Origin of the sequence: Nocardia lijiangensis NBRC 108240, from assembly GCF_001613045.1 — a bacterium.
Taxonomy (GTDB): Bacteria; Actinomycetota; Actinomycetes; order Mycobacteriales; family Mycobacteriaceae; genus Nocardia; species Nocardia lijiangensis.
Genome location: NZ_BDBP01000081.1, coordinates 1 through 23,956, shown reverse-complemented (window position 1 = coordinate 23,956; position 23,956 = coordinate 1). Strand labels below are relative to the sequence as shown.

Genomic DNA, 23,956 nt, shown 5'->3' with positions numbered 1-23,956 from the left:
AGAAGATCAGGGGCAGTGTCGGTCTCATGACCGGCACTGTCCTTTTTCGTTCTCCCGTGTCGCCGCGTTCGGTGGCGCTGGCCGCCGCGGGTTTCGTCGTCGCCCTGCTCGCCGGGATCGGCGAGGCGCTGGCGCGAGCGGCGATGACGCTCGATCGGTCCGAGGCCGACGTGCCGGACCTAGCCGCAGGCTTGGCCGTGCGCTGCGCGATCTACCTGGTGGTGTTCGCCGTCGTGGTGCGGATGACGCGCGGCGACCGGATGGCTCGGCTCGCGCTCGCACTCGGCCTCGGCATCCTCGGGCTGGCCTCGCTGCTCGTCGAACCGCTGACGGCCCTCGCGACCGAAGGATTCGACCTGTCCGTCACCCCGAGCTCGCTCACCCTGGGGATCCTGCGCGCGATCCACGTGCTCGCGGTGCTCGTCGCGATTCCCGCCATGTACACACCCGACGCCCGCACGTACTTCGCCCGCGGCGCGACCGCATGACTCCCCGCACCCGCTCGACGCGAGGGGTGCGAGAAATCAAACGGTCACGCCAGTGCGGCATCCAGGCTGATGGTGTCGACACCGGCCAGTGCCTTGGACACCGGGCAACCCGCCTTGGCGGCCTCGGCGGCGGCGAGGAATCCGTCGGCGTCCAAGCCGGACACACGGCCGCGGACGGTCAGCTTGATCCCGTTGATGCGGAAGCCGCCCGCCGGGTCGGGGCCGAGGGTGACGTCGGCGGTCACGTCCAAGCTCTCGGGGGTGCCGCCCGCGTTGCCGATCTGCGCCGAGAGCGCCATGGCGTAGCAGGAGGAGTGCGCGGCCGCGATCAGTTCCTCGGGGCTGGTGGTGCCGTCGGCTTCCTCCGCGGAACGCTTCGGGAACGAGACGTCGTACTTGCCGACGCCCGAACTGGTCAGCTCGACCTGACCGGATCCGTCCTGGAGACCACCGGTCCATGCGGTGCGCGCGGTACGTGTTGGCATCATTGTCCTTTCACGAAGTGAGCCGAACTCGTGCGGGCTCGAACCTACCCGCACACCCGAAGCCGCGGACACCGCTTCGGCGGGAGAGCCTCGTCAGCCGGCCGCGCCGAGCTTTTTGTCGAGTTGCTCGAGCACCTGCGGCCACGCCTCGCGGTGCCGTTCTCTTGCCGCCTCGCTCGCAAACCCGGCGTGGCGCAGGCGAAGCCGGATGCCGCGCGGCTGCTTGAGGAACTGCACGCTCACCACGGTCTCGGCGCCCTCGGTGCCGCCCTCGCCGGTGACCCAGGTCAGCTCGATGAGACGCTCCGGCTCCAGCCGCAGGAACCGGCCGTAGTGCGGATTGCGCTTGCCCTCGAATTCGGTCTCGAAGAAGAACGGCTCGTTCACCGCGGGCCGCATCCGCACCGAGTCCGGGGCGGCGAACCAGATGTCGAACCCCTGCGTCCATGCGGCGTAAAGCAGGCTGGGCGAGGCCTTCATCACCCGCTCCACGGTGAGCTCGTAGGGCCGTGCGGACAGATCCGGGGGGCGAACTGACTGGTCGACCATCATCGGACCATACCCGCGCCACCCGCGACCCCACAGCATTTGCCTCACCAGATCTACGGCGGTCACTCGGGATTGGTCATTCTGGCCAGCACGAGGCCGCCGATGATCAAAGCGAGCGCGAGCACCCGGCCCGCGTTGAGCGGATCCCGGTGCACCACGACGCCGAGGCCGATCGCGCCCACCGCGCCGATGCCGGTGAACACGGCGTAGGCGGTGCCGACGGGCAACGTCTGCATGGCCCTGGACAGCAGGTACACCGCGAGGCTGCCCAGCGCGAAGCACACGAGGGTGGGCAGCGGACGGGTGAAGTTCTCGGTCGGTTTGATGCTCTGCGACCAGACGATCTCGACCAGACCTGCGAGACCCAGTACCAGCCAGTTCATTTCGGTGCTCCAGTCATTCGAGGCACGGCGCCCGGATCAGTACCGCGCCGCGAGCGAGCGGGCTGTTTCGACGGCCTTCGCGTAGGAGTCGTCGTGTTCGGCTCGGCGGTCGGCCAGCGCAGGGTCCTGGCGCGAGTTGGCCAGTTCGGCATGCACGAAAACCGTGTCGGTGACGGCGAAGTGGCCCGCGAAGAAATCGCGCAGATAGCGCTCCTGGTAGTCGAAGGCTGCCTTGGGCGCGCCGGGCGTATAGCTGCCACCCCGCGCCGAGACGACCACGAAACGGCGGTGGCCCAACGACATTCGCGGAAAGGTGAGCTGGTCCAGCCAGGCCTTCAGCACGGCGGGAATCGAGTAGTTGTACATCGGGGTGCCGATCAGGATCACATCGGCGGCCAGCACCTCGTCCAAGAGCGGGCGCAGGACGTCGAGCGCCTCGGCCTGCGCCGGAGTCTGCACCAGTGCGCCGAGTTCGGCGGGGTCGAAGCCGCCGCACGCGAGCACCGCGTCGCACAGCTCGGTCCACGCCTCGCCGATGAACGGCACGGGGTGCGTCGCGAGATCCCGGTACCGGTACCCGCCGTCCGGGTTTTCGGTGCGCCAGGCCGCGGCGAACTCCGCGCTCAGCTCCCGGCTGATGGAGCGCCGCCGGGCGCTCGCGTCCAGGTGCAACAAGGTGCTCATGGGGTCAACCTTTCGATCAATCGGACACATCGTCCGGTTACCACGCTAGCCATCAACCGGACATACTGTCCACTTATTCCGAATTCGGCTAGAGTCGCTGTCATGGATGCCCGCTCGGACCTGCTCACCGGCGCCCCGCTCGACCACCCGCCGAGCGAACGCGCGGACGCAGCCCGCAACCGCGCCAAGATCCTCGCGGCCGCGGCGGAACTCTTCGCCGGGCGCGATCCCCGCGCGGTGACCATGGACGACATCGCCAAGGCCGCGGGCGTCGGCCGCGGCACGCTGTACCGCCGCTATCCAGACACGAACTCGATCGCCGTCGCACTCCTCGACGAACACGAACGAGCCCTCCAAGAGCGCCTGCTGCACGGCGAGCCACCACTCGGGCCCGGCGCACCCCCCGCCGACCGCCTCGCCGCCTTCTACGAGGCGATGGTCGAGCTCCTCGACGACCACGCCCACCTGGCCCTCGGCGCGGAAACCGGCGGCGCGCGCTTCACCACCGGCGCGTACGGATTCTGGTACGCCCACGTCCGGGCACTGCTGCTGGCAGCGGACACCCACGAACCGGACGCGCTGGTGGATTCACTGCTGGCCCCGCTGGCAGCGGAGGTCTACACCGCGCAACGCGAACGCGGGCTCACCCCGTCGGCCATCGCCCAAGGCCTAGCGCGCATCGCCCACGCCCTTCTCGGCGAATCCCAATAGGCCCCCGCGCGGGCTTATCCGCACACACCGTTCACACGTCCCACAGAGCCGGTGCCTATGTGAGGCATCAGCCACCTTTGTGGCGTTGCCACCACGGCCTTGGCGCCGACGCACCCGCCTCGCAGACCTTGGAAGGCTGCGCGGCATCAAGCCCTCTGCGACGACTACCAGCGCGGCACCTCACACACCTTTCGTACGCCTCGCAAACCTGGCGCCTACGTGAGCCGTCAAACCCTTTGCGGCGTAACCACCGCGGCCTTCGCATACCTTTCCTACGCCTCGTAGACGTTGTAGAGGCTGCGAGGCGTGCAGAACCTCTGCGACGACTACCAGCGCGGCACCTCACACACCTTTCGTACGCCTCGCAAGCCCGGTGCCTATGTGAGGCGTCAACCGACTTTGTGGCGTCACCAGCGCGGCACTTCGCATACCTTTCATACGCCTCGCAGACGTTGCAGGGCCTGCGAGGCGTGCAGAACCTCTGCGAAGCAGCGGGGCACGGTCAGGTCAAGTCGCGGTGGTGGATGAGGGCGAGGGTGGTTGCGGAGAAGAGGGCTGCGTAGAGCGCGAGCAGGGTCAGGGATTCGGTGCGCGAGAGGATATCGAGGACGCCGGGGGTGGCTGGGCCGTCCACCGTGCGCATTGCGCCGGCCAGCGAGCCGGCGGCGGTTCCGGGTAGGCGGTTGGTGAGGGCTTCGATCGGGGCGAAGATCGCGGCCGTCGCGCGCAGCAGGTTTTCCACCACGAGCACCCAGACCAGGCCGAGGCCGACGGCGAGGGCGGGGCCGCGGGCAAGTGCTCCGATCAGGGCGCCCGCGAGTGTCCACATGCCGAGAATGGCTGTGCCGGTGAGGAGTCCGTCGAAGATGTGGGACGGGCTCGGCAGTACGAGGGATTGTGACTCGGTGCTCGCGATCAGGGCGGCCACTGCGGTGTCCACCGCGAACGCCACGCAGACCAGTGCGACGACCACCAGCGCGAGACCGATCAGCATGCCGCCGACCGCCGCTACCCGCGAAGGCCCCTGGGTGAACACGGTTTTCCAGGTACCCCAGCCGTATCCGCTGCCGACGGCGAGCGCGCCGAGGATCAGCATGAGCGCGCCACCGAACATCGCCATCCCCTGGGTGAACACCTCCGGCACCGCAGCGGGCAACATCTGTTGCAGAAGAACTTCTTTCGGCAGTCCGTCGGACATGGCACTCTGCTCGCCCGAGGTGTACGCGAGATAGTTGAACACGTAGGAGAACGTGAGGTTCAACAGAATCCACGTCCCCAGCACGATCCAGAACGCGGGCCATCCACGCAACCGCAACAGTTCCGCGCGAGTGCTCGCCATCAGGCCGATCATCGCATCGCTCCTTCGGTGATCTCGAAGAACACTTCCTCCAGGGACTTCTCGTCGACGCGAAGCTCGAGCAACTCGGCTCCGGCGTCGACAACAGCGCGGGCGACCACCGGCGCAGCATTCGCGTCGACCTCGATGCGAATACCGACTCTTCCTCGCCGCGCCAATTCGCCACTACGTAGCGGCAATTCGGCAATGCGCAGCGGCGATTCGCTACCGCGCAGCACCGATTCGCCACCGCGCGGCGGCGACACCTCTGTAATGCGCAGCCCCACCTCCGCCCCGAGTGCAGCGCGCACCGCCGCGATGGCCACCCCCACCGGCTCCGCGCGCAGCAACAGTGAAGCGGCGCCGCGTAATTCGGCCACCGTGGACTCGGTGATGAGCCTGCCGCCGGAGATGACGCCGACGCGGTCGCAGATCTCCTGGACTTCGGTCAGCAGGTGGCTGGACAGCAGGACGGTGTGCCCGTCGGCGGTCAATTCGGTGATCAGCTCCCGCATTTCGGCCATGCCCGCGGGATCGAGGCCGTTGGTCGGCTCGTCCAGGATCAGCAGGTCGGGGTGGCCGAGCAGGGCCGCGCCGACACCCAGGCGCTGCTTCATGCCGAGGGAGTAGGTGCGGAACTTGTCGTCCGCGCGGTCGGCGAGACCGACCCGGTCCAGCGCGTCCGACACTTCGGCCCGGCCAAGCCCGCGATATGTCGCGAGAACCCGCAGGTTGTCGCGGCCGGAGAGGTACGGATAGAAGCCGGGGCCCTCGATCAGCGCCCCGATCCGGCGCTGCACCGAGGGGTCGCCGGGCGCGCCGCCGAGCACGGTCGCCGTGCCCGCGCTCGGCCGGATGAGCCCGGCCAGCATGCGCAGCGTGGTGGTCTTGCCCGCGCCGTTCGGGCCGAGGAATCCGTAGATCTCCCCGGCGGCGACCCGCATGCCGACGTCGTCGACGGCCGTGTGCTCTCCGTAGCGTTTGGTCAGCCCCGAGGTGACCACGATGGAATTCGTCATGTCCCGAGAATCCCGCGCTGAGCTGGGGCGGCACATCCGTCGCGCGGCGATGTCCTGCGTACGTATCGCGACCGAATTGGCCCGCCGCCACCGCTCGAGCCCCGAACGTAGGCGTGGAATACGTGTGGTGACGGACGCCGATCGGCGGTCGGCCGCTTAGGCTGCAAGGGTGAGTGCGCCAGGCATAGCGAATCGTGGCTCGGTCGTATGGGACTGGGGCCTCGCGATCATCGTCGCGATAGTCCAGGTGGCCGGGAGTCGCGGCGCCAATATGCACCAGACCGGCACGGAGTCGCTGGATGTGCTCGGCTATCTGCTGCTGCTCGCCGGGCCGGTGGCGTTGCTCTTCCGACGCACCCAGCCGCTGCCGGTGCTGGTGATCACGCTCGCCGCGTGCGGGATCTATCTGGCCCTCGGCTACGGATACGGTCCGATCTTCGTGTCACTGGTGATCGCGTTCCTCACCGCAGCGACGATCGGATCCCGTTGGTGGACATACCCGCTCGCGCCGATCGGCTATGCGACCTTCGTCTGGCCGCTGCCCGCGCTGCTCGGCAGGTCGGTGAACGGCTGGCAGATCTTCGGGACCATGGCCTGGCTGACCGTGCTCGTCGGCGCGGCCGAGGGGCTGCGTCTGCGCAAGGTCATGATGGAGGCCCGCAGGCAGCGCGTGGAGGCCGCCCGCCGCGACGAACAGGCGCAGCGTGAACGTCGCGCCACCGAAGAGCGGCTGGCCATCGCCAGGGAGTTGCACGACGTGCTGGCCCACAGCCTTTCGCTGATCAACGTGCAGTCCTCGGTGGCGCTGGAACTCTTCGACAAGAAGCCGCAGCAGGCGCGGACCGCGCTTGCCGCGATCAAGGCGGCGAGCAAGGAATCGCTCGCCGAGGTGCACACGCTGCTGCAGACCATCCGCACCGGCGCGACCCTGGACGATCCCGAACCCGAAGCGGTCACGCGGAATTCGACCGAGGCGCCCCGTCCCGCACGCGGCCGCCGCGGCGTCCGGCGCGTCGCTTCCGGCGAACGGCGGGAATCGAATACGAACTCCGGCACACTGCCGCGCAACGCCGTGTCGGCCAGAAAACAGGAGGCGCCACGCGCGCCCGCGCCCAGCATCGAGGATCTGGACACGCTGCTGCAGCGGGCTCGGGACGCCGGGCTCTCGGTCGAGACCCGCGTCATCGGCGAACCGCAGAAGCTGCCCAGCGTGATCGACGTGGCCGCAGCCCGGATCATCCAGGAATCCCTGACCAACGTGGTGCGCCACGCGCCCGGCGCGAAGGCCACGGTCACCGTCCGCTACGCGGCCGGTTCGGTCGATCTCACCATCGACAACACCCGTCCCACCGCGCCGGTGATCCGTTCCGGTTCGAGCGGCGGCAACGGCATCATCGGCATGCGCGAGCGGACGCACGCCCTCGGCGGGGCGCTCACCGCGGGACCGCGCCCCAGCGGCGGCTTCCGCGTCGCGGCCCGGCTGCCCAACCAGACCGCGCCCGTACCGCGCCCAGCGCCCCGGCCCGCCGAACCCGCTCCCGCGAAGAACGGCGCGTCCGGGGTGCTCGCGGACGAGACAACAGACCCGGAGGTGCGCAACGGTTCCGCCGCAGCATCCTCCAGAGTCTCGGACACCTCGCCCTCCAGCAAGGCCACGAAGCCGAATCCGCACAACGAGACCGCCTCCGGAAGCTCCGATACCTCGTCCTCCAGCGGGGCGATCGAGCCGAAAATTCACAACGGGACCGCGTCCGCCGCAGCCGCGGATCCGAACGTCCGCAAGGACTCGGCGCACCCCGTCCCAGGCGACGCGGACGCCACCGCCGGGCCGCAAACACACAGCGGCTCCACCCCCACCGCTGCCGAAGACTCGCATACCGCGATCGACGAACGGAAAGTTCGCAACGGCTCCGCCGCCGCGTCCGCGGGGGATTCGGACACCTCGGCCTCCAGCAAGACGACCGAGCCGAAAACTCACAACGCGGAGGGCTCCACGCACCCGGTCCCCAGCGACGCAGACTCCGCCGGACCGCACACGCGCAACGGCTCGACGTCCACCGCTGCCGGAGGCTCGAATACCGCGATCGACGAACGGAAGGTTTCCAACGGCTCCGCGGCAGCGTCCGCCGGGGACTCGGATACCTCGGCCTCCGGCAAGACGACCGGGCCGCAAACACACAACGAGACCGCCTCCGTCTCAACCGCGGACTCGAACGTCCAGGGCGCCGCGCACCCCTTACCATGCGACGCGGACGCCACCGCCGGGCTACAAACGCACAGCGGCTCCAACACCGGCGCTGCCGGAGACTCGCACACCGCGATCGACGAACGGATTCGCAACGGCTTCGCCGCAGCGTCCGCGCAGGACTCGGACGCCTCGCCCTCCAGCAAGACGACCGAGCCGAAAGCTCACGCGGAGGGCTCCGCGCACCCGGTCCCCAGCGACGCAGACTCCGCCGGACCGCACACGCGCAGCGGCTCCACGCCCGCCGCTGCCGGAGGCTCGAATGCCGCGATCGGCGACCGGCAAGTTCACAACGGCTCCGCGGCAGCGTCCGTAGGGGACTCGGACACCTCGGCCTCCAGCAGGACGACCGGGCCGCAAAGGCACAACGAGACCGCGTCCGTCGCAACCGCGGACTCGAACGTCCACAAGGGCTCCGCGCATTCCGTCCCTGGCGACGCGGGCGCCACCGCGCGGCCGGAAACGCACAGCGGCTCTACGCCCGCCGCCGCTGGAGACTCCGACAATGCAATCGGCGACCGGCAAGTTCGCAACAGCTCCACGCCTGCCGCGGCCGGAGACTCGGACACCGCGATCCGCGACCGGCAAGTTCGCAACGACTCCACCGCTCCGGGCGAAGCCGCCCCGGCCGCCGACTCGAATCCACACAGCTCCGCCCCTTCCGGCGAATCGGACACCGCGGAGATGTGATGGACGAGCGCGCCGCGAACACGACGAGCATTCGGGTGCTGGTCGCCGACGATCAGGCGCTGGTGCGCGGTGGGTTCGTCGCGCTGCTGAACGCGCAGGACGGCATCGAGGTGGTCGGCGAGGCCGGCAACGGTGAGCAGGCGGTGCGCATGACACGGGCGCTGCACCCGGACGTGGTGCTGATGGATATCCGCATGCCGGTGCTCGACGGGCTGTGCGCGACCAGGATGATCGCCGAGGATCCCCAGCTGGCCGAGGTCCGGGTGGTCGTGCTGACCACCTTCGAGCTGGACGAGTACGTCTTCGAGGCGATGCGTTCCGGCGCGACCGGCTTCCTCGTCAAACACACCGAACCCGCCGATCTGGTGCGCGCCGTGCGCGTGGTGGCCGCCGGGGACGCCCTGCTCTCCCCCGGCGTCACCCGCCGCCTGATCGCCGAGTTCTCCGCGCATGCCAAACAACCGCCGCCCGCGGCGCTGAACGAACTCACCGACCGCGAGCGCGAGGTGATGACCCTGGTCGCCGAGGGCCTCACCAACGCCGAGATCGGTGAACGCCTCTTCATGAGCCCCGCCACCGCCCGCACCCACGTCAGCCGCATCCTCACCAAACTGAACGCCCGCGACCGCACCCAACTGGTCGTCCTCGCCTACGAATCCGGCCTGGTCCGCCCCGGCTGGCAGTGAATATTCAGCAATCGATGAGCGGCGGCTTTCGGCAAACTGCCAGTTGCTCGGGGTTGCCGGGGGCGCGCATACGTCGGGAGACGTAGCCGGATCGGGGACGCGCGGCCGATGTTTCGGCAGTGTCACGGCGCGCACGCTCGGGGCATGACTCTTTTCACGCATTACGACGACGGCGGGCATCCGTGGTCGTTATTTACTGTTTCCGGCGCCATTCCGGCATCGGTGCGCTGCGCGACGCTTTCGCGCGCGGTGAGATCACCGAGGCACAGAATCGGGAACAGTTCGCCGTGCTCCGCGAGACCGGACGCTGAGGGGACGCGATGAAGTTCGGCATGATCGTCACGCCGCGTACGGGTACGCAGTGGGTCGACGCGGTGCGGGCGGCCGAAAACCAGGGTTACCGAACGATTCTGCTGCCCGACACGATGTACGCGCCCTCGCCGCTGCCGATGCTCGCGGCGGCCGCGGCGGTCACCGGCACGGTGCGGCTGCGGCCCAACGTGCTGGCGGCCCCGCTGCGGCACAGTGCCGCGTTGGTGCGGGAAGTGGCCGCGCTGCAGCTGCTTTCGGGCGGACGCTTCGAACTCGGCATCGGCGCGGGCCGTCCGGATGCCGCCGCCGAGGCCGAACGGCTCGGCATGCCTTGGGGTTCCGCGCGACAGCGTCGCGAACAGCTGCTCGAGACAGTCGCCGCGGTACACGCGGCCGTCGACCCCGCCCCGGAGATCGTCATGGCGGCCAGCGGTCCGCACATGCTCGCCACCGCGGCCGAGATCGCCGACCGCATCCTGCTCGCGGCCCCACCCGGCGCCACAGAAGCGAAATGGGCCGACATGGTGCGCATCGTGCGCGACAACACCGACCGCGACGTCCGCTTCACCCACCAGCTCGTCGGCATCGGCGAGCGGCTGCCCTTCTGGCTCGGAAAACACCTGGGACTCACCGCCGACGGACTGCGCGACACCGGCGCGGCGGCCTTGCTGCCCGAAGATCCGACCGCAGCCGCCGATCTGCTCGAATACCGAAGGGAGAAGTACGGAATCGACGAACTCGTGGTCCCCGACGAACTGGCCTCAGCCTTCGCACCGATCCTGCGCCGCTGGGCCCCATCGGTGGCTGATCGATGAGGGCGCTCCACTACAGGCTCGCGCCTACCGACAGCTGCGGCCGGATTCGGTGTCATCGGATGATGCCCGCGTTGTGGGAACGGCGCTCGGCGGCCTGATCGGCTTGGTCCGAAGCCAAGCCCGCCCGTCTCCCGGCGAGACCTGTCGGTCGAGTCGATTACATTCCGTCTCGATCACCAAGGAAGACAATCGGATCGGAATTCGGCGGTCGCCGAATTCCGTGGGAACGGGGAAAGCAATGGGAGTGATCCTGTCGTTCACCAAGGTCACGAGCGAGCGGCTGAGCCACCTGATCGCGGCGGGTCCGCAAGCGCAGGAAGAACTCTGGCAGCTCGAGCGGGCCGACGACGATCCCAGCGGCTATCTCGACAAGGCGTGGGACGGGCTGCGCTATCTGCTCGAGGAGGCCGAGACCGGGGTGGATCTGTGCGACAGCGGCGTGCCCCTCGACAGCGAGGAGTACTACGGATGGCCCGCCGACCTCGTCGGCAGCACGGCCGAACGGCTGCGGGACACGCCGTTCACCGCGCTCGCCGCGCACTACGATCCCGCCGCCATGGACGCGGCGAACGTCTACCCGGGCATCTGGACCAGGGACGGCGACGCGGCACTCGGCTATCTGCGCATCCACTACGCGACTCTCGCCGCCTTCTTCGCCGACGCCGCGAAATCCGGCTCCGCGGCGGTCATGCACTTCGGCTGAGCAGGGCACAAAAAGGCCCGCCCCCAACGGCATCCGTTGGGGGCGGGCCTTCTCGTTGCGGCTTACTCGCCGGACGCGGCCTCGGTCGCGGTACCCTCACCCGCGCCGGTCAGCACGACCTCGGGCTTCTCCTCGACGGGCGTCTTGGTCAGCTTCGCCTTGCCGGTGAAGGTGAACTTGGCGTCCTCGCCGGAGCCCTCGCCGTCCCAGCCCTCGACGTCGACCAGGATGGTCTGGCCCGGGCCGATCTCGCCGAAGAGGATCTTCTCCGACAGCTGGTCCTCGATCTCGCGCTGGATGGTGCGGCGCAGCGGCCGGGCACCGAGCACGGGGTCGAAGCCACGCTTGGCGAGCAGGCTCTTGCCCTTCTCCGTGAGCTCGATCGCCATGTCCTTGTTCTTCAGCTGCGTGGCGACGCGGCCGATCATCAGGTCCACCATCATGACGATCTGGTCGGTGGTGAGCTGGTGGAAGACGATCACGTCGTCGATGCGGTTGAGGAACTCGGGGCGGAAGTGCTTCTTCAGCTCGTCGTTGACCTTGAGCTTCATCCGCTCGTAGTTCGAACCCTCGCTGTTGGACTGCGTGAAGCCCAGTCCGACGGCCTTCGAGATGTCCGAAGTGCCGAGGTTCGAGGTGAAGATCAGCACCGTGTTCTTGAAGTCCACGGTCCGGCCCTGGCCGTCGGTGAGGCGGCCGTCCTCCAGGACCTGCAACAGGGTGTTGTAGATCTCCTGGTGGGCCTTCTCGATCTCGTCGAACAGCACGACCGAGAACGGCTTGCGGCGCACCTTCTCGGTGAGCTGGCCGCCCTCCTCGTAGCCGACGTAGCCCGGAGGGGCACCGAACAGACGCGAGGCGGTGAAGCGGTCGTGGAACTCGCCCATGTCGATCTGGATGAGCGCGTCGTCGTCGCCGAACAGGAAGTTCGCCAGCGCCTTGGACAGCTCGGTCTTACCGACACCGGACGGACCGGCGAAGATGAACGAGCCGGACGGACGCTTCGGATCCTTCAGGCCGGCGCGGGTGCGGCGGATCGCCTTGGAGACGGCCTTGACCGCGTCCTCCTGGCCGATGATCCTCTTGTGCAGCTCGTCCTCCATGCGGAGCAGACGGGTGGTCTCCTCCTCGGTGAGCTTGAACACCGGGATACCGGTCCAGTTGGCCAGCACCTCCGCGATCTGCTCGTCGTCGACCTCGGCCACGACATCCAGATCACCGGAACGCCACTGCTTCTCGCGCTCGGCGCGCTTGGCGACGAGCTGCTTCTCCTTGTCGCGCAGCCGCGCGGCCTTCTCGAAGTCCTGCGCGTCGATCGCGGACTCCTTCTCCCGGCGCGCGTCCGCGATCTTGTCGTCGAACTCGCGAAGGTCCGGCGGAGCGGTCATCCGGCGGATGCGCATCCGGGCACCCGCCTCGTCGATCAGGTCGATCGCCTTGTCCGGCAGGAACCGGTCGTTGATGTAGCGGTCGGCCAGCGTCGCGGCGGCCACCAGCGCACCGTCGGTGATGGACACCCGGTGGTGCGCCTCGTAGCGGTCGCGCAGACCCTTGAGGATGTTGATGGTGTGCTCGACGGTCGGCTCGCCCACCTGGACCGGCTGGAACCGGCGCTCCAGGGCGGCGTCCTTCTCGATGTACTTGCGGTACTCGTCGAGGGTGGTGGCACCGATGGTCTGCAGCTCGCCGCGGGCCAGCTTAGGCTTCAGGATCGAGGCCGCGTCGATGGCGCCCTCGGCCGCGCCCGCACCGACCAGCGTGTGCAGCTCATCGATGAACAGGATGATGTCGCCGCGGGTGTTGATCTCCTTGAGCACCTTCTTCAGGCGCTCTTCGAAGTCACCGCGGTAGCGGCTGCCCGCGACCAGGGAACCCAGGTCGAGGGTGTAGAGCTGCTTGTCCTTGAGGGTCTCGGGCACCTCGCCGTTGACGATGGCCTGCGCGAGACCCTCGACGACGGCGGTCTTGCCGACGCCGGGCTCGCCGATCAGCACCGGGTTGTTCTTGGTGCGGCGGCTGAGCACCTGCATGACGCGCTCGATCTCCTTCGAGCGGCCGATGACCGGGTCGAGCTTGCCTTCGAGCGCGGCCTGGGTCAGGTTGCGACCGAACTGGTCGAGCACCAGCGAAGTGGACGGGGTCCCGGCCTCGCCGCGCGAGCCGGACTCCACCGGCTCCTTGCCCTGGTACCCGGACAGCAGCTGGATGACCTGCTGGCGCACCCGGTTGAGGTCGGCGCCGAGCTTGACGAGCACCTGCGCCGCCACGCCCTCACCCTCGCGGATGAGACCGAGCAGGATGTGTTCGGTGCCGATGTAGTTGTGGCCGAGCTGCAGCGCCTCGCGCAGGCTCAGCTCCAGCACCTTCTTCGCGCGCGGGGTGAACGGGATGTGACCGGACGGGGCCTGCTGACCCTGGCCGATGATCTCCTCCACCTGGCTGCGCACACCCTCCAGCGAAATACCAAGGGACTCCAGCGACTTCGCCGCGACCCCCTCGCCCTCGTGGATGAGGCCAAGCAGGATGTGCTCGGTGCCGATGTAGTTGTGGTTGAGCATCCGGGCCTCTTCTTGGGCCAGGACAACGACACGCCTCGCGCGGTCGGTGAACCTCTCGAACATCGCTCCCTCACTCTCCTGCTCAGACCTTCAATGGCGTCCGACGCTTCAGTGCTGTGTTCAACCCTGCGGTCGTCAGCCTGCCATGAAGCCCGGGGCTTGCGGCCCCCGCCTCCACTCTAGTTGGCGGGGGTTCGCACCGCCTCCAGTCCACCCTATTGGGGACCAGCGACAGCACGGTCATTCACTCATAACGTGAGCGTTGCGGGTTTCGTTTCCGATCCGGTTTTGCCAACAGCGAACAGTCCCCGACCCGACGGTGTCACCCGGATCCGGGCCCGCCATCACTCCATGAACGCCCTTGCCAGTGCAAACGACCGAATCCCTCCCCGTGTTCCCGAGAATCCTGCGCCGACCGAAAGACGGACGCACGCCGACAGCACTGCCGGACCGAGCCGCTCCTTGCACCGCGCGCAACGCGAGCAAATGCGGAGGTGCACACAATGAGCGCGCTGGACGAAGCCTGCCCTCGCACGGCCGAGCGGAGGTGAAGGTGCGCACGACAGATGCTGGCGAGCACCATTCGACTCAATCCGCGCAGGGCCGAAACCGACACGACCGACACTGCGCGACAATGTCCGATCTCCAACCACGCACGGCAGAGCAAACGCGCAGGTCCGATTCGGTGCGCAGCACCGACGCGGCCGCACATCCTCCGCCCGAAACCCGGACGGCCGTTTCTATGCGAACGACCAACACTGCCTATCGAAACCCGGCCTCGACCGCGCGCGGCCGAATCGACGGCGGACGGAATCCGCCTTCATGCCGCACACGGCCAGAGCGAAGGTCCTAGCCCGTGAACGGTGGCACGTACTCGCACGGCACCTGCCGCGGGTGGGCCGGGTCCAGCGCGTTCAGGACGAATCCCGCCGCGCGCGGGCTGCCCGCGATGCCCGCGTGCTCGGAGTAGTCCTGGGCGCAGCCGTCCTGGACCACGACATTTTTGGCATTCGGCGCGGGAACCAGACCGGCCGTGTACGGGACGACGGACTGGTCGAGCCGGGTGGCGATGTTCGTGTAGACGACGTCCGGGTGGTAGACGCCGTCGGCGTTCATCAATTTCAGGAAGGGCGAACCCGCGATGACCTGGGTGCAGGCCTGGCACCACCAGCCGCCTGCCGCCAGGTCGAAGGCCGCGCTCGCGCCGAGGCGGGCGGCGAAGGCGGCGGCGTCGCTGAGGCCCGCCGCGTTGCTCCCGAGCCAGGGCGGTGCGAGGCCGATCAATTTGTCGACCTTGCTCGCGCCGCCGAGCCGCTTGACGTAGTAGTTGGCGATGAAATTGCCCTGCGAGTGGCCGATGATGTCCACCTGCTTGGCGCCGGTCGCGGCGAGCACGCGGTCGACGAAGGCCGCCAACTGCGGCGCGCTCTGCTCCATCGGACGCAAACCGCCGATCGCGGATATCGGCCACGGCAGGGCGGGGGCGCCGTAGGTCAGCGCGTAGACGCAGTAGCCCTCGTTGGCGAGCAGCGGCGCGTACACACCCCAATTGGTCTGCGCGCCACCGCCGGTGCCGTGCGCGAGGACCACCGGATTGGGGTGCCGGGCGCTCGGGCGGCAGGACCAGTTGTTCGAGCCCGGCAGCGAACCGCCCGGGCGGGCGAGCTCGGCCGGGACGCCGGAGAACAAGTCGTAGACGACCGGATATCGCTCGGCGTTTGCCGAACCGGCCGCGCCGACCCACAGCGCGACCAACATGAAGACGACCACGAACGAAAATGGAACACGCCGCATGGAGCCTCCAATTCTGGAAGTTGCTCCAGAAGAAGCTACCGACGGCGTGTCCCAGTAGCGCCTATACCGGCGGGTAACTTACGCAGCCCCCGCTCAGCGGCTCGAATCAGCCGAGTCGGCGCGGCGCGGCGTACGGCGCGCCGAATCCGCCCGGCGCGGCGAACGCGGTCGCCTCCTGGGCGGCGCCCGTACCTGCGGCTACGCTCTTGCCCTGCTGGACGCCCGCCGCGAACAGCGCGCCGCACAGCACCAGGAAGGCCAGGGTGTGCACAACCGCGCGAATCACGTTGTAGCGCACCCACGCGGACTCGTAGTCGGCGCGCACCGCGGCCAGGTCGGCGATCTGCCCCGGATCGCCCGCGGCGGCCAGCTGGTCGTTGAGCGGGACGTTGAAGCCCGCGGTCACCGCGAAGGCGATCACGTTGAGCGCCACGGCGATTGCGATCCACACCAGGGTCGCGCGGTGCTCCTTGCTCAGGTGCAGCACGGCGGCGAGGATGCCGAACGCGACGGTGCCCATGAAGGCGATCATGAACCAGGGATTGATGATGACCACGTTGATCTTCTGCATCACGTCGATGATGGTCCGATCGTCGCTGCGGTTCAGCGCGGGCATCACCGAGATGGCGTAGGCGTAGAACACACCCGCGGTCAGACCCGTTGCCAACACAGCCGCCACCAGCGCAGCGATTCTCAGCGCGAACATTCGATTTCTCCTGCCTCACAGTCCGGTCCGAATCTTCGGTCCGGCAACGAGGACTAGTCAACCGCGAACGGGCCCGCTCCTCCATGGTCGAGACGCTCGCCTGTTTAAGCGGGCGTCCACGAGCGCGGTGCGGTTCAGAGATCCCGGTCCGAGATGATGCCGCTCTGCATGGCCAGCGCCGCCAGACGCACCCGCTTCTGGTTCTGCGGCAGGCTCTCCACGCCGAACTTGGCGAACAGCGCGCGCAGGTGGGTCTTGATGGCGTCGACGCTCAGGAACAGTTCCTCGGCGATCTGCTGATTGGAGGCCGGGGTCGCGAAGCCCGCGCCGTTCTTGTACGGACGGCACAGCGCGACGAGCACCGCGCGCTGCGTCTCGGTGAGCGAACGGAGCGTGGGAATCGCGCCGGTGGAGGTGCGGGTGGCATCGTCGGCGACGGCGCCGAAATCGTGGAAGGAGACCAGCGAGGTGCCGACTCGGATCCGGTCGCCGGCCATCAGGCGGCGTCTGCCGACCAAGCGCTCCCCGTTGACGAAGGTGCCATTGCGGGAAAGACCGTCGTCGACGATCGTCCAATGCGCGCCCAAGTATTCGATCGATGCGTGCAGCCGGGACACCTCCGCGTCCCAGCGCAGCGCCAGATCGGCCTGCGGTGAGCGGCCGATGGTGACGCGTTGCTGCTCCGGGCTCAACAACAACTCCTGCTGGCGGCCCGAGTCATCGGTGAATCGCAACAATGATCCGACGAATCCAGTCACTGTGCCGATACCTCATCTCTCCATACCGCCAGTGACGACCTTCGCACGTTTCCATGGTGCCGCGTCGGGGTACCACGAGCAAGATCGAGTCGCACCGGTGGTCCATCGGGTGGCGTAGCCGGACGAAGTCCGTCTCCTTCTCACGCACGGCCGAAGCGAAGGCGGAGGTACGCCTTATATCGAAGAACTATCACAAACGATGCTGCCGCCCGGGCGTCGCACGATTCGCCCAGGCGGCAGCGGTTAAATGAACTAGCCCTTCGCGGCCTTGTTGTACGCGTCGGTGATGTCGGCGGAGATACGACCGCGGGCGGAGACCTTGTGGCCATTCCGGCGCGCCCACTCGCGAATTGCCGCACTTTGTTCCCGGTCGATCGAGACCCGGCTCTTCGGGGCCGCGGCAGCACCCGCGGCGGCCTTCACGCGGCGACGGCCGCTCACCCGGCGCGCACTGGAAACCCACTGCTCCAGCCCGTCCCGCAGCTTCGCGGCATTTGCCGACGACAGGTCGATCTCGTACGACACACCGTCGATCGCAAACTCGATGGTCTCGTCCGCGATGGACTCACCGTCGACATCGTCGATCAGGCTAACGGTGACCTTCTTTGCCATGAGATGAACGTCCTCTCGAAATCGTGCGACCCGCATACTAGGCCGATTACCCGAGGCAAGAATACCTCGAATTCAGAAAATTCCAAGACGAGACTTCGGCTATCGAAACGAACCCGACTCTGTTTGATTTGCGCGTTCGCCAGTCGCTGCCTGGGTTACGCTCCGGCGTCGCCTCCACGCCGGTCGCGCACACCTCACCGAGTGACCGGACGCACAATTGGGAACAGTATCGTTTCGCGGATTCCCAATCCCGTCAGTGCCATCAACAACCGATCGATTCCCATACCGGTTCCGGTTGTCGGCGGCATGCCGTGCTCCATCGCGGCCAGGAAGTCCTCGTCCAGCGCCATTGCCTCGTCGTCACCCTGCGCGGCCAGCCGCGCCTGATCCACGAACCGCTCGCGCTGGATCACCGGATCCACCAACTCCGAATAGCCGGTGGCCAACTCGAAGCCGCGGACATACAGATCCCACTTCTCGGTAACTCCGGGCTTGCTGCGGTGCTGACGGGTCAGCGGCGAGGTCTCGACGGGGAAGTCGCGCACGAATGTCGGCGCATAGAGCTTGTCGCCGTACTCGTGCTCCCACAGTTCTTCGACCAGTTTGCCGTGACCGTAGCCCTTGCCCTCCGGAATTTCCAGTCCAACCCGATCGGCGAGTGCCAGCAATTCCTCGACCGATGTTTCCGGGGTGACCCGGACACCGAGCGCATCGGACAGCGAAGGGTACATCTCGACGGTTGCCCACTCGCCCCGAAGATCGTATTCGGTACCGTCCGCGAGGGTCACCACCTGGGTGCCAAAAGCCTCTTGCGCGACTTCCTGCACCAATTCCCGGATCATCTTCGCAGAGTCGTCGTAGGTGCCGTAAGCCTCATACGTTTCCAACATTGCGAACTCGGGCGAATGGGTGGAGTCGGCGCCTTCGTTGCGGAAGTTCCGGTTGACCTCGAAGACCTTCTCCAAACCGCCGACCACGCAGCGCTTGAGGAACAGTTCCGGCGCAATGCGCAGGTAGAGGTCCATATCGAGGGCATTGGAACGGGTGATGAACGGCCGGGCCGCCGCGCCGCCGTGCAGCGTTTGCAGCATCGGCGTCTCCACCTCGAGGAAGCCGCGGCGTTCCAGCGCGGCCCTCAGCGCGCGCACCACCGTGACTCTGGTGCGTGCCATTTCCCTGGCCTCGGGACGCACGATCAGGTCGACGTAGCGCTGCCGGACCCTGGACTCCTCGTTCATCTCCTTGTGCGCCACCGGCAGCGGCCGCAGCGCCTTCGCGGACATGGACCAGGAATCGGCCATGACGCTCAATTCGCCCGTGCGCGAGGCGATGACCTCACCGTGCACGAAAACGAAGTCACCGAGGTCGACATCGGCCTTCCAGGCCGCGAGCGCGTCCGCCCCGACGCCGTTCAGGCTGATCATGGCCTGCAGCTTGGTGCCGTCGCCCTCCTGCAGGGTGGCGAAGCACAGCTTGCCGGTATTGCGCAGGAAAATGACGCGCCCCACCACGCCGGCCTGCTGACCGGTCTGGGTGTCGGCGGGCAGATCGGGAAAGGCGGCCCGAATTTCGGACAGCGAGTGCGTACGGGGGACGACCACCGGATACGCCTCGACGCCCCCCGCGAGCAGCCGCTCACGCTTCTCCCTGCGAATTCGCATCTGCTCCGGGACGTCGTCTGCTTCCGGGGCGGGTCGGCTGGATTGCGCCGCAGGAACCGAACCCACGGAGCGACCGGGCGGGGGCGTGTTCGGGGTGCTCACATCCGACAACCCTAGCGTGCACCGGAAATCGTTTTGCGGGCCGCCCGGGCTCCGCCCGATAGTAACGAATCGGCATCGGTTTCCAACGCGCACCCCGGTCGAGTTTCAGCGGGCCGCTTTCGGAACGAAAGCCGCCGGAAAACCGAAACCGATTGCGCTACCTACTATTTCGAGATAGAAGGATCTCGCACCGAATTACAGCGAGGCGAGCGCGGTGACCTCGCGGGCGAAGTGCGGCGCCCGGCTGGCAATGGTGAGCAGGCCTGCCGCCTTGAGCGCCTGGTAACCGCCGATCAGATCGGTGGCCCGGTGCAGCCCGAGTTGTTGCAGCGAGGCGGCGGCCAGGCTGGAGGTGTAACCCTCGGAGCACACCACGATCCATTCCACCTCGTGATTCGCGGCCAGCGCCAAACGCGCCGAGCTCGTCGGATCGAGCCGCCATTCCAGGACATTCCGCTCGATCACCAGGGCGCCGGGTAGCGTGCCCTCCCGATCGCGCTGCGCCTGCGGACGGATGTCCACCAGAATGGCGCCCCTGGCGAGCGCAGCGGGCAATTCGAACGCATAGATCCTGTCGAGCTGAGCGCGCGCGTCGTCGAGCATCTGATCGATGGTCAAGCGGGCCATCACATATCACCTTCGGGCTGGTCGGTGAGAACGGTTCGGGTGCGCCGCAGGGTGCCGTGGCCGGTCACCTCGTAGTAGGACATGGCGGTCAGCGGCGGGGAATAGGCGTGCACGCTCAGGGTCGGGTCGAGCGGGCCCGCGGATTCGGCGGCGGCCGGTGCGCGCATCACGTCGTGCACCCAGCCGATGGGGAAGGAAGCCTGATCGCCCGCGGTCAGCGTGCGCCTGCGCAATTCCGTGCCATTCCAGCGGAATTCCGAGAGCGCGCCGCTGAGCACGGTGAGCGCGCCCAGCGATCCGGCGTGATCGTGCAGTTCGGTGGACTTGCCCGGCGTCCAGCTGATCAGCCAGACGTCGACCTCGTCGTCGGAGAGCAGCCGGGTCGCCCAGCGCTCGTCGACGGGCCAGACGCCGCCCTCGGGCAGCAAGTGGTCGTACCGGCCCGCGAGCACGTCCTCGGCGCCCTCGTCGGTCAGCCGCAGCAGATCGGCGGGGCGCAGCCGGGTCGGGAGCGCGGGCGCGACGGCACGATCCACCGGCGGCCGGGCCGACAGGCTGTCACGTGCGGAACTGAGGGAAAGAACAGAGGAACGCATGAGCGAATCTCCAGGAGGTGGGGATCGGTCGAGGGACTCGAAGTCGGCCTCGATCGGTCGAGGCCGGAATCAGCCTCGACAACACTCCTGGGTGGTCACGCGGAAATACACGTCGGCGAGTCTAGCAGCGGTCTTCGCGGGAGCAACAGCCCCACCCGGGGTGATCCACGCCCCACCCGGGCCGCCGGTCAGAATTTGCGGCGCTGCTGGTTGCGTTCGTAGACCAGGCGAAGGCCGGTCAGGGTCAGATGCGGCTCGTGGTGGTCGATGGTCTCCGATTCCGGCACGATCAGCGGCGCGCTGATGCCGGTGGCGACCACGGCCACGTCGGTACCCGCGAAGGCGTCGAGTTCGTCGCGGATGCGGTCGATCAGGCCGTCCACCAGCCCGGCGAATCCGAACACCGCGCCGGACTGAATGGCCTCCACGGTGTTCTTGCCGACCACCGAACGCGGGCGCGCCAACTCGACGCGGCGCAGCGCGGCCCGCTCGATCAGCGCCTCACTGGAGATGGCGACGCCCGGCGCGATGACACCACCGAGGAACTCGCCCTTCGCCGAGACCAGGTCCACCGTGGTCGCGGTGCCGAAATCGACCACGATCGCCGCCGAGCCGAAACGCTGCTGGGCGGCGAGCGCGTTCACGATCCGGTCCGCGCCGATCTCCTTCGGGTTGTCGACCAGGAGCGGAATTCCCGTCCGCACACCGGGTTCCACCACTACGTGCGGCACGTGCGGCCAGTACCGCTCCAGCATGGCGCGCAGTTCGTGCAGCACCGGCGGCACCGTCGACAGGGCCGCGACGCCTGTCACCTCGTCCAGCTGCGCGCCGACCAGCCCGCGCACCTGCATGGCGAACTCGTCGGCGGTCAGCAGCGGATTGGTGTGCATCCGCCAGTGCCGCACCAGCTTGGCGTGCGAACCGCTGCCGGAGAACAGGCCTAGCTCGATACTGGTGTTGCGGACGTCGATGGTCAGCAGCATTGCTCCCCCGACTTTCGAATAGGCGCCGTCAGGCGAAGGTGAGCGAACGCGGTGAAGTGAGGCCGGAACCCTCAGGGGCGTGCGCCGGATCGGAGCCGAGCTCGACCGGGCGGTTGCGCTCGTCGACGAAGACGACCTTGGGGTCGTACTCGGCGATCTCCTGTTCGTTCATCATCCCGTAGGCGATGAGGATGACCAGGTCACCGGGATGGACCAGGTGCGCGGCGGCGCCGTTGATGCCGATCACGCCCGAACCGCGCTCACCCGCGATCACGTAGGTCTCCAGGCGGGCGCCGTTGTCGATGTCGACGATGCAGACCTGCTCGCCCTCGAGCAGATCGGCGGCGTCCATCAGATCCTGGTCCACCGTCACCGACCCGACGTAGTGCAGATCGGCGTGGGTCACGGTGGCACGGTGGATCTTGGACTTCATCATGGTGCGCAACATCTTCGTCGTCGCCTTTCTAGAAAGCTGCCGGTTCCGGCTGGGATTCGAGATTGGGGTGGCCGTCGATCGAGGCGCCGAGGGTGACGGCGATGTTGTCGATCAGCCGGGTGGCGCCGACCTTGGCGGCCACGAGCAACCGGGCGTTGCCGGAGGCCGGGGCCGGGCCGAGGGTCGAAGAACGCACTTCGAGGTAGTCGATGTCGACGCCGGGCGCGGCCTCGAGCACGGCGCGGGCGGCGGTGAGTACGCCCTCGGCGCCCAGACCGGCCGCGTGCCTGCCCGCCGACAGCGCCGCGGAGAGGGCGAGCGCGGCCTCGCGCTGCGCCGGATCGAGGTAGCGGTTGCGCGAGGAGAGCGCGAGACCGTCCTGCTCGCGCACGGTCGGCACCGCGACGATCTTCACGTCGAAGTTCAGGTCGCGCACCATCTGCCGGATGAGCGTGAGCTGCTGGTAGTCCTTCTCGCCGAAGAACGCCTCGCTGGGCCGCGCGATCTGCAGCAGCTTGGCCACCACGGTGAGCATGCCCGCGAAATGGGTCGGGCGGCTCGCGCCCTCCAGCTCCGCGCCGAGCGGGCCGGGATGCACCGTGGTGCGCGGACCGTCGGGGTACATGTCGGACGCGCTCGGGGCGAACACCAGGTCGACGCCCTCGGCGCGCAACAGCTCCACGTCGGCGTCGAGCGTGCGCGGGTACTTGTCCAGGTCCTCGTTCGCGGCGAACTGCAGCGGGTTGACGAAGACGGAGACGATCACCACCTGATTGGTCCGCTTCGCGCGGCGCACGATCTCCAGGTGTCCCTCGTGCAGCGCGCCCATGGTGGGTACCAGGCCGACGGAACGGCCGACACCGCGCAGCGCCTTCGCCACCGCGGCCAGCGTGTTCGGGTCGTGGTGCACGGTGAGTTCGCCGGGCCGGTAGGCGCCGCGCAATTTCGGATCCATCAACGACGTCCTTCCAGAAGTTCGATCAGTGCGGGATTGGTCTTGGCTCGTTCGGCGGTGCGCAGCGACATGGCGCGATACCCGGCGGCGAGCCGCTCGTCGGTGGCCTCGAGCGCCGCGAGATGCGTCGCGACCGCCTCCGCGTCACCGCGCGCTACGGGGCCGGTGAGGGCGGATTGGCCGCGGCGCAGCGCGTTGTCCAGCGCGGCCGACGCGAGCGGCGCGAGCAGGCGCTCGGCGAGCCCGTTGGGCTGGTCGTTCACGAGCTGCTGACCGAGCAGACCCGGACCGGACAGCGCCGCGCGCAACGCCTCCACCGCGTCGAGCACCACGGTCACCAGATGATTGCTGCCGTGCGCGAGCGCCGCGTGATACAGCGCCCGGTTCTCCTCGGACACGCGCACCGGCTCGCCGCCCATCTCGATCACCAGCGATTGCGCGATCGCATAGCCGATGTCGTCGGCGGCGGTGATGCCGAAGCAGGCGTTCGCCAGCCTGCTGACGTCCTCGTCGTGGCCGGTGAAAGTCATCGCGGGATGGATCGCCAGCGGCAGCGCGCCGATCTCGGTCAGCGGTGCGAGCACGCCGACGCCGTTCGCGCCCGACGTGTGCGCCACGATGGTCCCCCGCCGGACCACGCCCGCGGACGCCAGACCACGCGCAAGCCCGGCCAGCTCGGTATCGGGCACCGCGAGCAGCAACAGCTCGCTGCGGGCGGCGACCTCCTCGACCGGCAGGATCTCGGACTCGGGCAGCCGAAGCCGAGCACGATGCTTGGAGGCATCGGAAATGGCGGCGACGCCGAACACCACGTGCCCGGCGCGCTCGAGCGCGACGCCGAGCGCGGAACCCACGCGTCCCGCCGAGACGATTCCCACCGTCAGGCGTGCGGGCGCAGGGTCGAAGCCCGAAGTCGCGTTGTCAGAAGTCACGCTTCTCGAGGTCAACACTGTCCTCTCGATGTCGTTCCAGTCCCGCAGTGCGGGTACCAGACGTTACGGACCGAGGATATCGGCCCGAAGTTTGCCGATGCCATGGCCCCGGGACGTGATTTCGCGAACA

At 68.1% G+C, this 23,956-nt stretch carries 25 protein-coding genes; 7 read left to right on the top strand and 18 right to left on the bottom strand.

Annotation, left to right across the window (positions count from 1 at the left end; genetic code table 11):
- The first annotated feature begins 26 nt into the window (after window positions 1-26).
- Window positions 27-488, top strand: coding sequence for a hypothetical protein (locus NL1_RS27130; RefSeq protein WP_156095069.1), 462 nt, complete (start codon window positions 27-29; stop codon window positions 486-488).
- Between the two features lie 44 nt (window positions 489-532).
- Here the strand turns inward: NL1_RS27130 and NL1_RS27125 are convergent, their stop codons facing one another.
- The 4 genes from NL1_RS27125 to NL1_RS27110 all read right to left on the bottom strand — a co-directional run bounded on the left by NL1_RS27125 (window position 533) and on the right by NL1_RS27110 (window position 2,589).
- Entirely contained in the window at window positions 533-973 is a 441-nt protein-coding gene (locus tag NL1_RS27125) for an OsmC family peroxiredoxin (protein ID WP_067845031.1), read from the bottom strand.
- Between the two features lie 93 nt (window positions 974-1,066).
- Window positions 1,067-1,522 carry an SRPBCC family protein gene (locus NL1_RS27120; RefSeq protein ID WP_084510982.1) on the bottom strand — a complete coding sequence of 152 codons (456 nt, stop codon included), beginning with the start codon at window positions 1,520-1,522 and terminating at the stop codon, window positions 1,067-1,069.
- A 62-nt stretch (window positions 1,523-1,584) separates the two neighbouring features.
- Window positions 1,585-1,905 carry a DMT family transporter gene (locus NL1_RS27115; protein WP_067844997.1) on the bottom strand — a complete coding sequence of 107 codons (321 nt, stop codon included), beginning with the start codon at window positions 1,903-1,905 and terminating at the stop codon, window positions 1,585-1,587.
- Between the two features lie 36 nt (window positions 1,906-1,941).
- A complete protein-coding gene (locus NL1_RS27110; protein WP_067844995.1) occupies window positions 1,942-2,589 on the bottom strand; it encodes an FMN-dependent NADH-azoreductase in 648 nt (215 codons plus the stop codon).
- Between the two features lie 102 nt (window positions 2,590-2,691).
- Here NL1_RS27110 and NL1_RS27105 point away from each other — a divergent pair, with 102 nt between their 5' ends.
- A complete protein-coding gene (locus NL1_RS27105; RefSeq protein ID WP_067844988.1) occupies window positions 2,692-3,300 on the top strand; it encodes a TetR/AcrR family transcriptional regulator in 609 nt (202 codons plus the stop codon).
- 502 nt (window positions 3,301-3,802) lie between these two features.
- On the opposite strand, the gene NL1_RS27100 is transcribed toward NL1_RS27105, so the two are convergent.
- Together NL1_RS27100 and NL1_RS27095 are read right to left on the bottom strand one after the other, a co-directional pair.
- Window positions 3,803-4,651, bottom strand: a complete 849-nt coding sequence (locus NL1_RS27100) for an ABC transporter permease (RefSeq protein WP_067844986.1) — start codon at window positions 4,649-4,651, stop codon at window positions 3,803-3,805.
- Window positions 4,648-5,655, bottom strand: a complete 1,008-nt coding sequence (locus NL1_RS27095; protein ID WP_067844984.1) for an ABC transporter ATP-binding protein — start codon at window positions 5,653-5,655, stop codon at window positions 4,648-4,650. The genes NL1_RS27100 and NL1_RS27095 overlap by 4 nt, the downstream gene beginning before the upstream one ends.
- A gap of 169 nt (window positions 5,656-5,824) precedes the next feature.
- Between NL1_RS27095 and NL1_RS37865 the strand changes: the two genes are divergently transcribed.
- The 5 genes from NL1_RS37865 (at window position 5,825) to NL1_RS27075 (ending at window position 11,106) form a co-directional block, all read left to right on the top strand.
- Window positions 5,825-8,590, top strand: a complete 2,766-nt coding sequence (locus NL1_RS37865) for a histidine kinase (protein ID WP_245673552.1) — start codon at window positions 5,825-5,827, stop codon at window positions 8,588-8,590.
- The gene (locus NL1_RS27085) at window positions 8,590-9,276 is read left to right on the top strand and encodes a response regulator (protein ID WP_067844980.1); all 687 of its coding nucleotides are present in this window, start codon (window positions 8,590-8,592) and stop codon (window positions 9,274-9,276) included. The genes NL1_RS37865 and NL1_RS27085 overlap by 1 nt, the downstream gene beginning before the upstream one ends.
- 182 nt (window positions 9,277-9,458) lie before the next feature.
- Window positions 9,459-9,587, top strand: coding sequence for a hypothetical protein (locus NL1_RS39955; protein ID WP_281180866.1), 129 nt, complete (start codon window positions 9,459-9,461; stop codon window positions 9,585-9,587).
- Window positions 9,588-9,596: 9 nt separating this feature from the next.
- Window positions 9,597-10,403 carry an LLM class flavin-dependent oxidoreductase gene (locus NL1_RS27080; protein WP_067844978.1) on the top strand — a complete coding sequence of 269 codons (807 nt, stop codon included), beginning with the start codon at window positions 9,597-9,599 and terminating at the stop codon, window positions 10,401-10,403.
- 238 nt (window positions 10,404-10,641) lie between these two features.
- On the top strand, window positions 10,642-11,106 hold the full coding sequence (locus NL1_RS27075) for a YfbM family protein (RefSeq protein WP_067844976.1): 465 nt from the start codon (window positions 10,642-10,644) through the stop codon (window positions 11,104-11,106).
- 62 nt (window positions 11,107-11,168) lie between these two features.
- Here NL1_RS27075 and NL1_RS27070 read toward each other — a convergent pair whose 3' ends face one another.
- From NL1_RS27070 to NL1_RS27015, 12 genes are all read right to left on the bottom strand, one after another.
- On the bottom strand, window positions 11,169-13,727 hold the full coding sequence (locus NL1_RS27070) for an ATP-dependent Clp protease ATP-binding subunit (protein ID WP_067844974.1): 2,559 nt from the start codon (window positions 13,725-13,727) through the stop codon (window positions 11,169-11,171).
- A gap of 786 nt (window positions 13,728-14,513) precedes the next feature.
- Window positions 14,514-15,458 (bottom strand): esterase/lipase family protein, encoded by a 945-nt coding sequence (locus tag NL1_RS27065; protein ID WP_067844972.1) that lies wholly within the window; start codon window positions 15,456-15,458, stop codon window positions 14,514-14,516.
- 106 nt (window positions 15,459-15,564) lie between these two features.
- The gene (locus NL1_RS27060; RefSeq protein WP_067844968.1) at window positions 15,565-16,164 is read right to left on the bottom strand and encodes an anthrone oxygenase family protein; all 600 of its coding nucleotides are present in this window, start codon (window positions 16,162-16,164) and stop codon (window positions 15,565-15,567) included.
- A 134-nt stretch (window positions 16,165-16,298) separates the two neighbouring features.
- Window positions 16,299-16,922: an FHA domain-containing protein gene (locus NL1_RS27055; RefSeq protein ID WP_067844966.1), complete on the bottom strand. Its 624-nt coding sequence runs from the start codon at window positions 16,920-16,922 to the stop codon at window positions 16,299-16,301.
- Between the two features lie 252 nt (window positions 16,923-17,174).
- Entirely contained in the window at window positions 17,175-17,534 is a 360-nt protein-coding gene (locus NL1_RS27050; RefSeq protein WP_067844964.1) for a histone-like nucleoid-structuring protein Lsr2, read from the bottom strand.
- 194 nt (window positions 17,535-17,728) lie between these two features.
- Entirely contained in the window at window positions 17,729-19,195 is a 1,467-nt protein-coding gene (gene lysS / locus NL1_RS27045; RefSeq protein ID WP_067844962.1) for a lysine--tRNA ligase, read from the bottom strand.
- Between the two features lie 297 nt (window positions 19,196-19,492).
- Window positions 19,493-19,915 carry a rhodanese-like domain-containing protein gene (locus tag NL1_RS27040; RefSeq protein WP_067845027.1) on the bottom strand — a complete coding sequence of 141 codons (423 nt, stop codon included), beginning with the start codon at window positions 19,913-19,915 and terminating at the stop codon, window positions 19,493-19,495.
- 8 nt (window positions 19,916-19,923) lie between these two features.
- Window positions 19,924-20,520 carry a cysteine dioxygenase gene (locus tag NL1_RS27035; protein ID WP_169813608.1) on the bottom strand — a complete coding sequence of 199 codons (597 nt, stop codon included), beginning with the start codon at window positions 20,518-20,520 and terminating at the stop codon, window positions 19,924-19,926.
- A 188-nt stretch (window positions 20,521-20,708) separates the two neighbouring features.
- A complete protein-coding gene (locus NL1_RS27030) occupies window positions 20,709-21,503 on the bottom strand; it encodes a type III pantothenate kinase (RefSeq protein WP_067844958.1) in 795 nt (264 codons plus the stop codon).
- Window positions 21,504-21,531: 28 nt separating this feature from the next.
- Window positions 21,532-21,951: an aspartate 1-decarboxylase gene (gene panD, locus NL1_RS27025; protein ID WP_067844957.1), complete on the bottom strand. Its 420-nt coding sequence runs from the start codon at window positions 21,949-21,951 to the stop codon at window positions 21,532-21,534.
- A 16-nt stretch (window positions 21,952-21,967) separates the two neighbouring features.
- Window positions 21,968-22,894, bottom strand: coding sequence for a pantoate--beta-alanine ligase (gene panC, locus NL1_RS27020; RefSeq protein ID WP_067844956.1), 927 nt, complete (start codon window positions 22,892-22,894; stop codon window positions 21,968-21,970).
- A complete protein-coding gene (locus tag NL1_RS27015) occupies window positions 22,894-23,826 on the bottom strand; it encodes a Rossmann-like and DUF2520 domain-containing protein (protein WP_067844954.1) in 933 nt (310 codons plus the stop codon). Before NL1_RS27015 ends, panC begins: the two co-directional genes overlap by 1 nt.
- Window positions 23,827-23,956: the final 130 nt, after the last annotated feature.

Bases quoted from the DNA above. Each gene is read 5' to 3' on its own strand.
- NL1_RS27130 (WP_156095069.1), top strand. From the start codon at position 27: ATGACCGGCACTGTCCTTTTTCGTTCTCCCGTGTCGCCGCGTTCGGTG.
- NL1_RS27125 (WP_067845031.1), bottom strand. From the start codon at position 973: ATGCCAACACGTACCGCGCGCACCGCATGGACCGGTGGTCTCCAGGAC.
- NL1_RS27120 (WP_084510982.1), bottom strand. From the start codon at position 1,522: ATGGTCGACCAGTCAGTTCGCCCCCCGGATCTGTCCGCACGGCCCTAC.
- NL1_RS27115 (WP_067844997.1), bottom strand. From the start codon at position 1,905: ATGAACTGGCTGGTACTGGGTCTCGCAGGTCTGGTCGAGATCGTCTGG.
- NL1_RS27110 (WP_067844995.1), bottom strand. From the start codon at position 2,589: ATGAGCACCTTGTTGCACCTGGACGCGAGCGCCCGGCGGCGCTCCATC.
- NL1_RS27105 (WP_067844988.1), top strand. From the start codon at position 2,692: ATGGATGCCCGCTCGGACCTGCTCACCGGCGCCCCGCTCGACCACCCG.
- NL1_RS27100 (WP_067844986.1), bottom strand. From the start codon at position 4,651: ATGATCGGCCTGATGGCGAGCACTCGCGCGGAACTGTTGCGGTTGCGT.
- NL1_RS27095 (WP_067844984.1), bottom strand. From the start codon at position 5,655: ATGACGAATTCCATCGTGGTCACCTCGGGGCTGACCAAACGCTACGGA.
- NL1_RS27085 (WP_067844980.1), top strand. From the start codon at position 8,590: ATGGACGAGCGCGCCGCGAACACGACGAGCATTCGGGTGCTGGTCGCC.
- NL1_RS27080 (WP_067844978.1), top strand. From the start codon at position 9,597: ATGAAGTTCGGCATGATCGTCACGCCGCGTACGGGTACGCAGTGGGTC.
- NL1_RS27075 (WP_067844976.1), top strand. From the start codon at position 10,642: ATGGGAGTGATCCTGTCGTTCACCAAGGTCACGAGCGAGCGGCTGAGC.
- NL1_RS27070 (WP_067844974.1), bottom strand. From the start codon at position 13,727: ATGTTCGAGAGGTTCACCGACCGCGCGAGGCGTGTCGTTGTCCTGGCC.
- NL1_RS27065 (WP_067844972.1), bottom strand. From the start codon at position 15,458: ATGCGGCGTGTTCCATTTTCGTTCGTGGTCGTCTTCATGTTGGTCGCG.
- NL1_RS27060 (WP_067844968.1), bottom strand. From the start codon at position 16,164: ATGTTCGCGCTGAGAATCGCTGCGCTGGTGGCGGCTGTGTTGGCAACG.
- NL1_RS27050 (WP_067844964.1), bottom strand. From the start codon at position 17,534: ATGGCAAAGAAGGTCACCGTTAGCCTGATCGACGATGTCGACGGTGAG.
- lysS (WP_067844962.1), bottom strand. From the start codon at position 19,195: ATGCGAATTCGCAGGGAGAAGCGTGAGCGGCTGCTCGCGGGGGGCGTC.
- NL1_RS27035 (WP_169813608.1), bottom strand. From the start codon at position 20,520: ATGCGTTCCTCTGTTCTTTCCCTCAGTTCCGCACGTGACAGCCTGTCG.
- NL1_RS27030 (WP_067844958.1), bottom strand. From the start codon at position 21,503: ATGCTGCTGACCATCGACGTCCGCAACACCAGTATCGAGCTAGGCCTG.
- panD (WP_067844957.1), bottom strand. From the start codon at position 21,951: ATGTTGCGCACCATGATGAAGTCCAAGATCCACCGTGCCACCGTGACC.
- panC (WP_067844956.1), bottom strand. From the start codon at position 22,894: ATGGATCCGAAATTGCGCGGCGCCTACCGGCCCGGCGAACTCACCGTG.